At 48.0% G+C, this 13,949-nt stretch carries 13 protein-coding genes; 4 read left to right on the plus strand and 9 right to left on the minus strand.

The window, feature by feature from the left end:
- Window positions 1-133: 133 nt before the first annotated feature.
- Window positions 134-766 carry a transglutaminase-like domain-containing protein gene (locus L6J37_RS06115; protein WP_237794518.1) on the plus strand — a complete coding sequence of 211 codons (633 nt, stop codon included), beginning with the start codon at window positions 134-136 and terminating at the stop codon, window positions 764-766.
- Window positions 767-962: 196 nt separating this feature from the next.
- Window positions 963-1,703 carry a GntR family transcriptional regulator gene (locus L6J37_RS06120; protein ID WP_370630705.1) on the plus strand — a complete coding sequence of 247 codons (741 nt, stop codon included), beginning with the start codon at window positions 963-965 and terminating at the stop codon, window positions 1,701-1,703.
- A 478-nt stretch (window positions 1,704-2,181) separates the two neighbouring features.
- Here L6J37_RS06120 and L6J37_RS06125 read toward each other — a convergent pair whose 3' ends face one another.
- The 4 genes from L6J37_RS06125 to gcl all read right to left on the minus strand — a co-directional run bounded on the left by L6J37_RS06125 (window position 2,182) and on the right by gcl (window position 7,221).
- Window positions 2,182-3,465 (minus strand): glycerate kinase type-2 family protein, encoded by a 1,284-nt coding sequence (locus L6J37_RS06125; RefSeq protein ID WP_218386412.1) that lies wholly within the window; start codon window positions 3,463-3,465, stop codon window positions 2,182-2,184.
- 270 nt (window positions 3,466-3,735) lie between these two features.
- Window positions 3,736-4,623, minus strand: coding sequence for a 2-hydroxy-3-oxopropionate reductase (locus L6J37_RS06130; RefSeq protein WP_192016497.1), 888 nt, complete (start codon window positions 4,621-4,623; stop codon window positions 3,736-3,738).
- A gap of 10 nt (window positions 4,624-4,633) precedes the next feature.
- Window positions 4,634-5,416 carry a hydroxypyruvate isomerase gene (gene hyi / locus L6J37_RS06135; protein WP_237794520.1) on the minus strand — a complete coding sequence of 261 codons (783 nt, stop codon included), beginning with the start codon at window positions 5,414-5,416 and terminating at the stop codon, window positions 4,634-4,636.
- A gap of 29 nt (window positions 5,417-5,445) precedes the next feature.
- Window positions 5,446-7,221: a glyoxylate carboligase gene (gcl, locus tag L6J37_RS06140; RefSeq protein ID WP_218386411.1), complete on the minus strand. Its 1,776-nt coding sequence runs from the start codon at window positions 7,219-7,221 to the stop codon at window positions 5,446-5,448.
- A 390-nt stretch (window positions 7,222-7,611) separates the two neighbouring features.
- On the opposite strand from gcl, the gene aceB reads away from it, so the two are divergent.
- Together aceB and L6J37_RS06150 are read left to right on the plus strand one after the other, a co-directional pair.
- Window positions 7,612-9,132 (plus strand): malate synthase A, encoded by a 1,521-nt coding sequence (aceB, locus tag L6J37_RS06145; protein ID WP_237794569.1) that lies wholly within the window; start codon window positions 7,612-7,614, stop codon window positions 9,130-9,132.
- Window positions 9,133-9,320: 188 nt separating this feature from the next.
- Window positions 9,321-9,761 (plus strand): GlcG/HbpS family heme-binding protein, encoded by a 441-nt coding sequence (locus tag L6J37_RS06150; protein WP_218386408.1) that lies wholly within the window; start codon window positions 9,321-9,323, stop codon window positions 9,759-9,761.
- Between the two features lie 94 nt (window positions 9,762-9,855).
- Here L6J37_RS06150 and L6J37_RS06155 read toward each other — a convergent pair whose 3' ends face one another.
- The 5 genes from L6J37_RS06155 to L6J37_RS06175 all read right to left on the minus strand — a co-directional run bounded on the left by L6J37_RS06155 (window position 9,856) and on the right by L6J37_RS06175 (window position 13,916).
- Complete coding sequence (locus tag L6J37_RS06155) at window positions 9,856-10,815, minus strand: DMT family transporter (RefSeq protein ID WP_237794570.1); 960 nt, start codon at window positions 10,813-10,815, stop codon at window positions 9,856-9,858.
- Between the two features lie 730 nt (window positions 10,816-11,545).
- Window positions 11,546-12,013 (minus strand): hypothetical protein, encoded by a 468-nt coding sequence (locus tag L6J37_RS06160; RefSeq protein WP_237794521.1) that lies wholly within the window; start codon window positions 12,011-12,013, stop codon window positions 11,546-11,548.
- A gap of 242 nt (window positions 12,014-12,255) precedes the next feature.
- Complete coding sequence (locus L6J37_RS06165; protein WP_237794522.1) at window positions 12,256-12,432, minus strand: hypothetical protein; 177 nt, start codon at window positions 12,430-12,432, stop codon at window positions 12,256-12,258.
- 136 nt (window positions 12,433-12,568) lie between these two features.
- Window positions 12,569-12,808, minus strand: coding sequence for a hypothetical protein (locus L6J37_RS06170; protein ID WP_237794523.1), 240 nt, complete (start codon window positions 12,806-12,808; stop codon window positions 12,569-12,571).
- 148 nt (window positions 12,809-12,956) lie between these two features.
- On the minus strand, window positions 12,957-13,916 hold the full coding sequence (locus tag L6J37_RS06175) for a LysR family transcriptional regulator (RefSeq protein WP_237794524.1): 960 nt from the start codon (window positions 13,914-13,916) through the stop codon (window positions 12,957-12,959).
- Window positions 13,917-13,949 lie beyond the last annotated feature (33 nt).

Consider the following 13,949-nt stretch of genomic DNA (forward strand, 5'->3'; position numbering starts at 1 on the left):
ACAGGCCATCTGTGGTGTTCCAGCATTGATGTGAATTACCTCAAGCTCTCGCACAAAACCTTCCCGTGCTACTCGCCAAGATAGAGCTTAGACTCTAGTCTGCTAATGAATAACAGCATAAGGATCTCTTAACATGGAAGACCAATTGAGCGCTACCGACTACTTTGATTTTAATCACCCGGCTATCCAAAGCTTCAGTCGACAGGTGACAGGTAACACTGCGGCCGAGAAAGCCATCAGCATGTATTATCTGGTTCGCGATGAGATTGTTTACAATCCCTACACGCTGCAGGATGGCCTGCCCAGTCTGAAAGCCAGTTATTGCTTTCAGAAAAATCAGGCATATTGCATCCCAAAAGCGGCGCTGATGGTCGCACTGTGCCGTCAACATGGTATCCCGGCCCGTCTTGGTCTCGCGGATGTGATCAATCACTTATCAACACCGGCATTGGTTGAATGGCTGGGAACAGACTACTTCGCTTTGCATGGTTATGCAGAGATCTGGCTGAACCAGGGCTGGGTGAAAGTAACGCCTGTATTCGATCGTGCTTTATGCGAGAAGTTTAACGTTGAACCACTGGAATTTGACGGTAAACATGACGCTATTCTCCATTCCGCGACAAAAGATGGTAGCAAACACATGGAGTATGTAAAATACCACGGTTGTTTTGATGACATGCCCATTGAATTTATTAGAAAAACCGCCTCCGAGGCTTATCCAAAATTTGCAGATTTATTCAATCAGGATCGGGTTAGCACTCAATAGTTTCGCCCCGTCAGTGAGTCGCCATCAGGACGCGGTTATACACTCTGTTTCATTTTTCCCTGATCAATCGCGATTCAAGAGCGCAAGCGAACCGGAGAAAATATGATTATTTATTTTACTCTGAAAAGTTAATTCGCTTTTTTGCGTTAATTGCATACAATAACGGGGCAGCTGGAGAAGCTTTAGGAGAGAAGTAGTGACCACGCCAGTGAAAAAAAAGTCAACGTTAAAGAAATCACCCACTGTGGGTCCGACACTTACCCAGGATGATATTGTCTACGGACACATTTTTGATGCCATTCTGGAACAGCGCCTGCCACCAAACACCAAGCTCAATGAAGAAGCTCTGGGTGAAATTTTCGGTGTCAGCCGAACCATTATCCGCCGTGCCTTACTTCGCCTGTCTGTCGAGCAGATTGTTAAAATTCGCCCGAACCGTGGTGCCATTGTCGCTGCACCTAATGTTGAAGAAGCCCGGCAGGTACTGAAAGCGCGTGAAGTGCTGGAGCTCGCCATCACCGAGCTGGCCGTTGAACATGCAACCAGCGAACAAGTCGCCAAATTACGTGAACTGGTTAAAGATGAGCATGCAGCTTTTGACCAAGGCGATGTGGGCCGGGGTATCCGCCTTTCCGGTGAATTCCATATCCAGCTGGCCAGTATGGCCAATAACCCTCCTTTGCTTTCTTTCCAGCGCAGTATTGTGTCGCAAACTTCTCTGATCATTGCACTTTATGAAGTCGGCAACCGTGGTCAATGCTCCTTTGATGAACATAACCAGCTGCTTGACGCCATTGAAGCGGGTGAAACAGAGAAAGCGGTTTCACTGATGCGCAGTCACCTGGGCCACATCAATGCCAAGTTAGCCCTTGATGATGAAGCCATTAGCAGTGACCTCCACGCTGTCTTTTCAGATGTTGTGTTAAAGCGAAGATAAATCGTAAACAATTTAACGCAAAATAAAGAACAACATTGTATACAATGTCATCATGCCCTATACTGTTCTCAGTGGGGCATGCAGCCTACGTGTTCAGTTCGGTATTGTATAAGTTGGTGCTGCACGCTCCCACCCATTCCTCTTTTTAGTCTGTTCAGACAAATATTTACCTGTGTTCATCTTTTCTTAATGTGCTTTTGCTCACTGAGATTTTGCATGACAAAATCACAAAGTATCCTATACAACCAGCCGGCAGACTGTGTAGTTCAGCCTTGCCCTTTCTGCTCAATCAATCATGGGTTATGTGTTGGCTGACTGGATTTTCGCCTGCGCGGAAATGACGGTACGTGGTGAAATAACAATAAAAAAAGGAATAGTGCCGCTGACACTATTCCCAAAGGGCACACAGTCTCCAAGGACAAAGAAAACTGTGCCTACCGTTGCCTCTTACAACTTACAACATAACTCAAGGAGTTATTCAGTTACCGGATTCCTCCTTCGGAAGAATCAGAATGGCGCGAAAATCATTAACATTCGTCAGTGTTGGACCGGTTGTTAACAATGAATCCAATTGTTTAAAGAAAGTGTATCCATCATTGTTATCCAGATAGTCCTGGCTATTAAGTTCCAGAGCCTGTCCCTGGTGATAACTTTGCGGGTTCAGTACCGCACCGGCATTATCTTCTACCCCGTCAATACCATCGGTATCAGCGGCCAGTGCGAAGATCTGCGGGTGGCCCTGCAGTTCATGATAAAGACTCAGCAAAAACTCACTGTTACGTCCACCACGTCCCTCACCCCGGACTGTCACAGTAGTTTCACCACCAGACAGTAATACGCACGGCGGCGTGAAAGGCTGTTCGCGGTCTGCAATTTGTTTCGCCAATGCAGCATGTACCTTGGCGACATCGCGAGATTCACCTTCAATGCAGTCACTCAGGATATGCGCCGGGATACCCCACTGACTTGCCTCTTCGGCAGCCGCTTCCAATGACAGCTGAGGGCTGGCAATCAGTTCGAACCTGGCCCGCTCCAGACAGGCATCGCCCGGTTTTACCGTTTCAGATTCAGGACTGTGTAACCACTCAGTCACTGAGTCGGGTACGCTCACCTGATAGCGGCTCAATATGTCTAAGGCATCTTTACTGGTGGTGGGATCAGCAACCGTCGGACCGGAAGCAATCACTGTTGCCTCATCACCGGGTACGTCCGAAATGGCCAGTGTAATCAGCTGCGCAGGTGCAACGGCCTTAGCCAGCCTTCCGCCTTTAATGGCAGACAGGTGCTTGCGTACACAGTTCATTTCATCAATGGCCGCCCCGGATTTCAGCAAAGCTTTATTGATTTGCTGCTTTTGCGAGAAGGTAATGCCGGGAGCAGGCAAACTCAGCAAGGCCGAACCGCCACCAGACAAGAGACAGATCACGAGATCCTTCTCGTTGAGCCCGGTAACCAGGTTTAGGATGCGTTCTGCCACTTCACGGCCAGCATCATCCGGCACCGGGTGAGCGGCTTCGATCACTTCGATCTTCTGGCATTCGGCGGTGTGACCATAGCGAGTCACGACCAGACCTTCCAATTCACCTTCCCAGACACTTTCCAGTGCTCTGGCCATTGAGGCGGCGGCTTTACCCGCCCCTATTACCACCGCTTTACCTGTTCTGTCTTCAGGTAAATAGTGTTTCAGGGTTTCACCGGGCAGGGCCTGTTTTACTGCACGATTAAACAGTGCAGTCAAAAATGCATGCGTTTCCATTTGCATGTTGCGCTCCACGTCAAGTTAGCTCCCAGTTACGGCAAGCAACAGGGGAAAAAACCCGAAACCGTCACTGTCACCCACATTGTTTATCGAACTGGTAGGGCCGGCTAAGCCACCTCTGACAAGAAGCCAGCCCTAATATCCAACCCGCGGTTTCGGGACCACATAACCAAAGGAGACTAAAAATTGTTATGTGACAATAATTATTCAGGATACAGCTGATTTCCAGCTGTATACCTGGGGCGACATCAATGATGCCGCCTTTTCATCAGATTACTGACGGATGCTGTGATTAGCCAGCTCTTCAATCGCACGAATCAATGCTGAGTGGTCCCAGCCTTCGCCGCCCAGTTTCACACAGGCGTCAAACAGGTTCTGAGCAGACTGGGTATTTGGCAAAGACATGCCCAGTGCTTCAGCGCCGGACAGCGCCAGATTCAGGTCTTTCTGGTGCAACTGAATGCGGAAACCCGGATCAAAGGTGCCTTTCACCATACGCTCACCGTGGACTTCCAGCACTTTAGAGTTGGCAAAGCCACCCATCAGCGCTTCGCGAACACGCGCCGGATCGGCACCGGCTTTAGAGGCAAATACCAGGGCTTCAGCAACCGCTTCAATGTTCAGTGCAACGATGATCTGGTTCGCCACTTTACAGATCTGGCCTGCACCGTTATCGCCAACCAGGTTAATATTCTTACCCATGACTTCAAACAGTGGCAGTGCTTTTGCGTAGGCTTCTTCAGTACCACCAACCATGATGGTCAGCGCAGCATTAATCGCACCCACTTCACCGCCGGATACTGGTGCATCCAGGAACTCGGCACCGGTTTCTTTTACTCGTGCTGCAATCGTTTTGGTTTCGATAGGCGAGATAGAACTCATATCGATAACGGTTTTACCCGCTTTCAGCACTTCAGCCACACCGTTTTCAGCGAACAGCACTTCTTCAACCTGAGGGGTATTTGGCACCATCAGGATGATGTATTCGGCCAGTTCCGCGGCGGCTTTCGCCGAATGGACAACCTGAGCACCGTTGGCAACCAAATCTGCCGGAGCTGGATTGTAATGGTCGGAAAAGACCAGTTGGTGTCCAGCTTTCTGCAGGTTCTCGGCCATTGGTTTACCCATGATGCCTGTACCGATAAATGCGATAGTCGTCATTATCCTCTCCTTAGATTTGATTAAATTCTTTCAGCCAGCCAAGGCCTTCTGCGGTGGTGGTCTGCGGTTTGTACTCACAGCCGACCCAGCCTTCATAGCCAATTTCATCCAGATGCCTGAACATGAAGTGGTAATTGATCTCACCGGTACCCGGTTCGTGACGGCCTGGATTGTCAGCCAGCTGCACGTGGCGGATTTGGCCCAGTTCACGACTCAGGGTCGTTGCCAGATCACCTTCCATGATTTGCATGTGGTAGATGTCGTATTGCAGCTCCAGATTGTCACTGCCGACTTTCTCAATAATATCCAGACCTTGCTGAGTGGTATTGAGGAAGAACCCTGGAATATCACGGGTGTTAATCGCTTCGATGATCAGGTTGATACCCGCTTTTTTCAGCTCTGCCGCGGCAAAGCGCAAGTTATCAACAAATGTTGCTTCCGCCTGCCCCGGGGTGACGCCGGCAGGTACAATCCCTGCCAGACAGTTCACTTGCGTACAGTTCAGCGCTTTGGCATAGCGGATGGCTTCCGGTACACCGGCACGAAACTCTTCCACACGCTTAGGGTCGACCGCGATACCGCGGTCGCCAGCATCCCAGTCGCCAGCAGGCAGATTGAACAGTACCTGAGTCAGACCATTCTCATCCAGCTTGGCTTTAATAGCATCGCTTTCAAAAGCATACGGGAATAAGTATTCCACCCCGTGAAAGCCCGCCTGCGCGGCGGCCTCAAAACGCTCCATGAAAGGTACTTCCGTAAAGAGCATGGATAAGTTTGCTGCTAGTTTCGGCATGTCACATTCCTTTTGCTATTCGTGGAATATTATTGGTTAAAGGTGATGGCCGTCGGCGCATCAGCCTGATCTTCTGTCAGTGCTTCGAACTCGTTGATGCCGTCAATCTCAACGCCCATCGCGATATTCGTTACACGCTCCAGAATCACTTCAACCACAACAGGTACTTTGTGCTTGTTCATCAGAACCTGCGCTTCACGTAAGGCATCGGCAATCTTCTCAGGATCCGTTACGCGAATGGCTTTACAGCCCAGACCTTCAACCACAGCAACGTGGTCAACACCATAGCCGTTCAGCTCCGGCGCATTCTGGTTCTCGAACGCCAGTTGTACACAGTAATCAATGTCAAACTGACGCTGTGCCTGACGGATCAGACCCAGGTAAGAGTTATTCACCAGTACGTGGATATACGGCAGGTTAAACTGCGCACCCGCAGCCAGCTCTTCGATCATGAACTGGAAGTCATAGTCACCAGACAGTGCCACAACCGGACGTTGCGGATCCGCTGCACGCACACCCAGCGCGGCAGGAATTGTCCAGCCCAGAGGACCAGCCTGACCACAGTTAATCCAGTGATTTGGCTTGTACACATGCAGGAACTGAGCAGCGGCAATCTGAGACAGACCAATAGTGCTCACGTAGCAGGTCTCTTCGCCAAACACTTTGTTCATTTCTTCGTAAACACGCATTGGCTTCACTGGCGTTTCAGTGTAGTGCGTCTTACGCAGCATAGTGGCTTTACGCTGCTGACATTCAGAAACCCAGGCGCTGCGGTCGGCCAGCTTACCAGCGGCTTTCATGTCGCGGGCAACCTCAACAATCAGTTCCAGTGCCGCTTTTGCATCCGATACGATACCTAAGTCCGGGCAGAATACTCGGCCAATCTGAGTCGGCTCGATATCAATGTGAACAAACTTACGGTCTTTGGTGTACACATCTACAGAACCTGTGTGGCGGTTTGCCCAGCGGTTACCAACACCAAACACAAAGTCGGAAGCCAGCATGTTGGCGTTACCGTAACGGTGTGCTGTTTGCAGACCCACCATACCTACCATCAATTCGTGGTTGTCCGGAATCGAACCCCAGCCCATCAGCGTTGGAATCACTGGTACGCCGGTGATTTCAGCGAACTGCTGCAGCAAGTCAGACGCGCCGGCATTAATCACACCGCCACCCGCAACAATCAGTGGTTTCTCGGATTGGTTCAGCATGGTTAATGCTTTTTCAATCTGAGCACGGCTGGCTGTTGGCTTGTACGCTTCCAGAGGCTCATAACTGTCGATATCGAATTCGATCTCAGCCAGCTGAACGTCAATAGGCAAGTCAATCAATACCGGGCCCGGACGGCCTGAGCGCATCAGATGGAAAGCCTGCTGGAATGCACGTGGCACCTGAGCTGGCTCCAGTACTGTGGTTGCCCACTTAGCAACGGGTTTAGCGATACTCTCGATATCAACCGCCTGGAAATCTTCCTTGTGCAGACGAGCACGTGGTGCCTGGCCGGTGATACACAGAATTGGAATGGAGTCAGCAGCTGCTGAATACAATCCTGTGATCATATCTGTACCCGCCGGGCCTGAAGTACCGATACAAACACCGATATTACCGGTATTGGTACGCGTGTAACCTTCAGCCATGTGAGAAGCACCTTCCACATGTCGAGCCAGAATATGATCAATGCCACCCAGTTTTTTCAGTGCAGCATACATTGGGTTAATCGCTGCACCTGGTACACCAAATGCCTGAATAACACCTTCTTTTTTCAAAACTTCAACGGCGGCTTCAATTGCCTTCATCTTCGCCATACTGCCTCCTGCATAATTGTATACAATGTTGTGTATGATTGTATTCTAGACATACATAATTGATCTTAGCAAGGGGGCTGTTACGATTTAAAACAAACTTAATATGCCGCTATCCCACTATTTATTTAAATAACAGTAGGTTATCTTAAAAAATAGCGACACATAAAAACAACATCAGATTTACATAGTGATAAAAACCACTTTACCTGATACGCCCATATAGGTTATAGATAATAGGAAAATTATAAAATGTATACAAAACGATAGACCGTTTGTTCTAAGGAGACGCAATTGGATACCCAACAACATCATGAGGCACAAGCCGATTCCCTACAGCTCGCCGTTGGTTCACTGTCACCCGACTATCAGGCTATCCTGAACGACGATGCCATGGCGTTTCTGACTGCACTTGTCAGTCAGTTTTCAGGCCGTCTGGACGATCTGCTTGCCCGCCGTGAAGCACGTCAGCGTGAATTCGACAATGGCAAACTGCCTGGTTTCAGAGCCGACACAGCAGACATCAGAAATGATAAAAGCTGGCGAATTGCTGATATCCCTGCTCCGCTTCAGGATCGCCGGGTGGAAATTACGGGTCCGGTTGATCGCAAGATGGTGATCAATGCGCTGAACTCAGGCGCGAAAGTCTTTATGTGTTGTTTCGAGGATGCCACTGCGCCGAGCTGGGACAACATGGTACAAGGCCAGATCAACCTGCGTGATGCCAACCTGGGCGAAATGCGCTATTTCGACGACAAGCGTCAGAAAGAATATGTACTGAATGATGATCCGGCCCTGCTGATCGCGCGTCCTCGTGGCCTGCATCTGCCTGAGCAGCACATTCAGTATCAGGGCAAATCTATCCCTGGCTGCCTGATGGATTTCGGCTTGTATTTCTTCCATAACTACCAGACCCGGGCTGAAAAAGGCTTAGGTGTGTACTATTACCTGCCAAAACTGGAGTCGATGGAAGAAGGCCAGTGGTGGGCCGATGTGTTCCGTTTCACCGAGAACTACTTCGGTGCGCAGACAGGCACCATCAAAGCGACCGTGCTGATCGAAACCCTGCCCGCTGTTTTTGAAATGGATGAAATCCTGTACGCCATGCGCGATTACATCGTTGCCATGAACTGCGGCCGCTGGGATTACATCTTCAGTTACATCAAAACCCTCAAGCAACATAAAGACCGCATTCTGCCTGACCGTCACGATGTGACCATGGCGCAGCCTTTCCTGACGGCATACAGCCAGTTGCTGATTGCTACCTGTCACCAGCGTGGCGCGCTGGCAATGGGCGGTATGTCTGCCTTTATTCCAAGTAAAGACCCTGAAGAAATGAAGCAGGTTCTTGAAAAAGTCATCGAAGACAAAGAGCGTGAATCCAGCAATGGTCACGACGGCACCTGGGTGGCCCACCCTGGTCTGGTTGATACCGCAATGACAGTGTTTAACCAGCGCCTCGGCGGTAAGCCAAACCAGCTTGATTACCTGCCATCGGCCGCCAACGACATCACAGCTGCCGATCTGCTGGCTCCTTGTGAAGGTCACCGTAATGAAGCCGGTGTTCGCAAGAATGTGCGCATCGCTTTGCTGTATATCGAAGCCTGGATCCGCGGGCTTGGCTGCGTGCCAATCCATGGCCTGATGGAAGATGCGGCAACCGCTGAAATCTCGCGGGCCAATATCTGGCAGTGGATACACCACGGTGTCACGCTGGACGATGGTCAGCTATTTACCGCAGAGCTGTTCCGCCACTGGCTGCAACAGGAAGTGGACAGCCTCAAGCTTGAACAAACGGATAACAGCCAGAATCGTCGTTTTGACGATGCGGCCAAACTGTTTGATGAACTGTCGACATCAGACGAATTTGCACCATTCCTGACATTGCCAAGCTACCCGCTGTTGGTAGGCTGATTGTCTGCTCAGGGGATTTCCCAGAGCGGTAGAGACGTTTACTCCCGGTCATCATGTATGAATGGCATTTTAGGAGTAAAGCCGCTCACCGAGCATGGATTGGTGGCACATAAACAACATACCCGGCAGTCGGGAACCGGCTGCCGCTCAAAAAGTTAGTCAATTAATTCTTGATCGGAGGGATCACTATGAGCTTAACACTGGACGAAGCACTGGTAATTACCAAGGGCGCATTCAGCACTGCCCTGACCAAAGGTGCTGCACCTCTCACTGTGGCTGTTCTCGACAGCGGCGGTAAACTTATTTCTCTGCAACGTCAGGACGGCTCCAGTATGCTCCGCCCTGAAATTGCCATCGCCAAAGCCTGGGGAGCCCTGGCGCTGGGTTGTTCTTCCCGTAAACTCGCCATTGATGCCCAACAGCGTCCGGCGTTCATGTCGGCGGTCAATGTGCTGGCCGAAGGCAACTTGTTGCCTGTACCGGGTGGCGTACTGATCCGCGGCAGCAACAACTGCCTGCTGGGTGCGGTTGGCATCAGCGGTGATTTATCCGAACTGGATGAGCTGTGTGCCATCGCCGGCATCAAAGCAGCGAATCTGGTACCGGACGAAGTGGAAGTCGTGGAGTAACCACAGATACCCCGTTCGCTATGTAAAGGGCCATCATTGATGGCCCTTTTACTGTTCAGGACGAGTCATACACGTTAGTAAATGGTGGCTTCTGTTACTCTTCTCGCTTCTTACTGCATGCCTGCTTTTCAGCTGAAGCGTTGATAAAAGAATCAGAGCCGCGCTCAATGCGAGCTACCCGGCGCACTGCCCAAAATGGCCGGGCTCCCACGCGGTACAACACCAGAGATGACAAAATCAGCGCACATCCCAGCGCTTTATTCAAAGTGAACACTTCGCCATACCACAGCACGCTGAGCGTCGCTGTCCACACAGGTTCCAGCAACATAATCAATGCCGCGTTCGATGCAGTGATCTGTTTTTGCCCTACCGTTTGCAACACGTAACGTAAACTGGTGGCCAGCAGGGTACTGAGGGCGAACCAGCCCCAGACAGACGCCGGCACTTGCGCAGGTATCTGCTCAACGGTCAATGACATAGTCAACGACAGCAAGCCGGTGACAAATAACTGAATACAGGCAAGCAAGAGTATCGGTATCTGCTGGGCAAACCGGCTGTTCACGTTGAAATGAATCGCCAGCATAAAGGCACAGGCGGCAAACCAGATCTGGCTGTCAGATTGCTGCCAGCCGCCGGATAGTGATAACAGCGCCATGCCAGCCACCGCGACTGGCATAGAAATCCAAAATGACCGCGGCGGTTTCTGCCTGAAGAGCACCCAGGCGACAACCGGCACAAACAGCATTGACAAACTGGCAATAAATGCCCCTTCCGCTAAGGCTTCCGTATTAGACATGGCATGGATCCAGCACATCATGGCCACCCCCAGCAGCACGCCCACCATTGCAGCAAAACTGATTGTCTTGAGCGTTGTACGCCTTAATGCCGCATAACAAAACGGCAGCAGACACAGTGAAGCGAGCAGAAATCGCATGCCAATAAACAGAAAAGGCGGCAAGCCCTGCAGCGTTTCCTTAGAGAAAATCCACCCGATAGCCGCGAGCATAGTCGTCAGCACCAGAATCGCGCTTGCTTTATAGTTCGGATTCAACAGAAACGCTCCTTTTTAGTGCCACAACAGACAATTACACTCGTGCAAAAGCACGGTAACAATCATATCAACACTAAACCGCCAGGCTGGCAATGGTTTCTATGGGGATGCACGGGATTGGTTTTTTCGTGTGGACTTAAGACGAAAGAATTGAGCGTCAGGCATAAAAAATGGCCATCATGTCAGTGACGGCCATTCTTGCAAAAACTAACCCAGCCGCAGCCACACGCCCCATTACCAAAATTACAGCTTAAGTAAGTTCATGAATAAATATCAAAAGCACCACAATAAATATTGTAAAATACATATACCTGATGTTGTTTACACAAGACCTATATAATTCCAACTTATTATCATTATCCAAATTAAATATAGAACCTCCTGTTGTAAAAGCTTCAACCTGGACAATATAGTAAACTTCTAGCGCCCCTTTTTTTACACCAAGCTGGTACTGGAGCATATTGGCCAATATAACACCCCTAAAAGCGAGAACCACAGTAAAAACAAAAACTAGGATAATTAAGAAAGTTACCATACTTTTATTCCTGAACCGCCCCAAACACCGAAACCTCCGTTATTAAATTTCTTGAATAAGACCAAATAGCCAGAGTTTCCTGATTCAAATTGATACGTGCTTCTCGAAGCCATTTCAGCTACAAACATGATGAATAATGAAAAAATAACAAATAGATACTTTTATTCATGGCCTAAAATACATCTCGAACTAAATACGTCACGACTTATAATCACACGAAACCTTATCAAAAACAATGTCCCCAGATAAACCACCCTTGAACTTTTTGATATAAACACAATCTTGTCTATCTGATAAATAATCAGAAAAATACACGTTAGTCACAACATTGTTTATCTGACCACCACTTTCTCCTGAAAACACATAGAACAACCAGATATTCCCACTTCTATGCTGATTATATGTTACATGGCACACCACACCATAAAAACGTTTTGAAACATGAGAATAATCACAAAAATAAGCATCAACACCAGCGTTTTCACTTACCAGATCATTTATAACATTTGAGAACTTAAAGTACTCATGAGTAACTCTCGAAATTTTATCCTGATTTCCATTTTTAATACCTTCCATTAAAGAATTAATGGTATTTAAAGCCGACTCACCACCTGAAGCTTTAACTTGAAATGTTAAAAAAATCAAGAAACCAAAAACTAACCTCATCGCGCAACTTACCTTAAGCATTAAAACCAATGAATACTACCACTAGCCACTTAATATAAACCAACCATGTAAAACTTAACCCCTTATATTTACTTACCTTTATAGAATGGAAAAAACAACATCACAGCCACAGAATAAATAATAACCATCACCACAGAGTTAAAAAAACCACCAACAATGGCACTTCCAGCACAAATAATCAATAGCTTTGAAAAGCTAATAACTCTCTCTTCATCTTTTGCTTAAAAGAAAAAATCAATCATTAAAAATACAAGAATCACGACAAAGAATATTAATAGCTCATTAAAGCCTTCATTAAAAAGCATGGAAGACACAAATCCACTTGCAATATAGCACATAGTAATTAATCCTGATGTGTTAATCACTTTCATCTCATTCATATTTTCATCGCCTTCCATTTATAGCAGATTTCTGTGCAAACCAAATTAAACCCTTTAAATTATTGATAAATTATCATCGTGATTAACCATTGGCATCCAAGATTGTTAAGCGATTTATGTTCATAATCAATATTTCTGTGATCATTTTGACTATTCATCTTTGAATAGGTGGATTTGCTGGGCTTACCGGAATGTTTAGCATTTCTGCATTTTCCGAAAGGAATAAAAACAGAAGAATTGAAATAGAAAAAGCAACAAACCACTGAAATATCAACATCCAATTAATACTTTTATTCATCCAGATTTCTTTCATCACATTACAAAACCGATTCAAAGCAAATAAAGTTACCAGCATCAACGCTACAACTAATAACATACCAATTGAATTTTCCATTCATTCACCTGAAAATAACACATTACAATTATCGGGTTTAGCCTTTATTAATTTCGCATTACCATGTTCTCACATACTTCTGCTAAAACTCTATACTAAAGGCACTTATATTAATTTACTAAACCAATTTATTGAACACCCCGCAAAACTACCGGCCACTCACAAGAGGCGCCCAGTTTTCAGCCCAGGTGTGATTTGTGCTTTCCCCCATAGATGCCAAAGATGCAGTCATAAATTCAATAAACACTCTGACTTTGGCGGGTAAATATTCGCGCTTAGGGTAGATGGCAAACACACCATTATCAGGTTGTGGCGGTCTGAAATAAGGATACAGGGATACTAAGGTGCCGTTGTTCAAGCCCTGTTTTGCAAGAAAGTGAGGTAATTGAGCAAAGCCCAGACCATCGGCACACATACAGGCCATTGCTTCGCCATCATCAGTGACATGCGTTCGTTCTAATTCATAAGGAACATATTCACCCTGCTCATTCGGCAAAAAGATGGGCTGTAGCTGTCGTGTCTCTTTGATACGAAAACCAATCCAGCTGTGCTGGTGAAAGTCATCGGCACATTGGGGTGTACCCTGGGCCGCTAAATAGTGTGGTGAGGCACAAACAAGAAAGTCCATTGGGCTCAGGCGCCGGGCCACCAGGCGACTGTCCTTTACGTAACCCGTACGCAGCGCGACATCAATATCGTTCTCAATGATATCGGCGTGTAAATCATTGATTTCCAGATCTAGCTTGATGGCTGGGTAACGCTGACAGAATGCCTGCAGCAAGGGGCGAAGATAGAGATGGCCGTAACAGACGGCCGAACTGATGCGCAGAGTACCGCTGGGCGAATCATTCAAATGCTTGAGCTCATATTCGCAGACGGTGAGATCCTGAATCATCTTGCGCACTGTATCGGCATAGCGCTGACCCGCAGCGGTGATACGCAATTGTCGGGTAGAGCGCTGAAAAAGTGTCAGTCCTAACTGCGCTTCCAGTCGGCTGATTGCCTTGCTGACCGTGGACGGATCTGTGTTACAGCTTCGTGCTGCTGCCGCAAAGCTCTCACCATCACACGTGGCTAAAAATATTTCTAATGACCTGAGTTTATCCATTCACTGAGCATCAAGATTTTATTCGTTGGCTGA

The organism is Photobacterium sp. WH77, from assembly GCF_022014395.1.
Lineage (GTDB): Bacteria > Pseudomonadota > Gammaproteobacteria > Enterobacterales > Vibrionaceae > Photobacterium > Photobacterium arenosum.

Bases quoted from the DNA above. Each gene is read 5' to 3' on its own strand.
- L6J37_RS06115 (WP_237794518.1), top strand. From the start codon at position 134: ATGGAAGACCAATTGAGCGCTACCGACTACTTTGATTTTAATCACCCG.
- L6J37_RS06125 (WP_218386412.1), bottom strand. From the start codon at position 3,465: ATGCAAATGGAAACGCATGCATTTTTGACTGCACTGTTTAATCGTGCA.
- L6J37_RS06130 (WP_192016497.1), bottom strand. From the start codon at position 4,623: ATGACGACTATCGCATTTATCGGTACAGGCATCATGGGTAAACCAATG.
- hyi (WP_237794520.1), bottom strand. From the start codon at position 5,416: ATGCCGAAACTAGCAGCAAACTTATCCATGCTCTTTACGGAAGTACCT.
- gcl (WP_218386411.1), bottom strand. From the start codon at position 7,221: ATGGCGAAGATGAAGGCAATTGAAGCCGCCGTTGAAGTTTTGAAAAAA.
- aceB (WP_237794569.1), top strand. From the start codon at position 7,612: ATGGCGTTTCTGACTGCACTTGTCAGTCAGTTTTCAGGCCGTCTGGAC.
- L6J37_RS06150 (WP_218386408.1), top strand. From the start codon at position 9,321: ATGAGCTTAACACTGGACGAAGCACTGGTAATTACCAAGGGCGCATTC.
- L6J37_RS06160 (WP_237794521.1), bottom strand. From the start codon at position 12,013: ATGAGGTTAGTTTTTGGTTTCTTGATTTTTTTAACATTTCAAGTTAAA.
- L6J37_RS06165 (WP_237794522.1), bottom strand. From the start codon at position 12,432: ATGGAAGGCGATGAAAATATGAATGAGATGAAAGTGATTAACACATCA.
- L6J37_RS06170 (WP_237794523.1), bottom strand. From the start codon at position 12,808: ATGGAAAATTCAATTGGTATGTTATTAGTTGTAGCGTTGATGCTGGTA.
- L6J37_RS06175 (WP_237794524.1), bottom strand. From the start codon at position 13,916: ATGGATAAACTCAGGTCATTAGAAATATTTTTAGCCACGTGTGATGGT.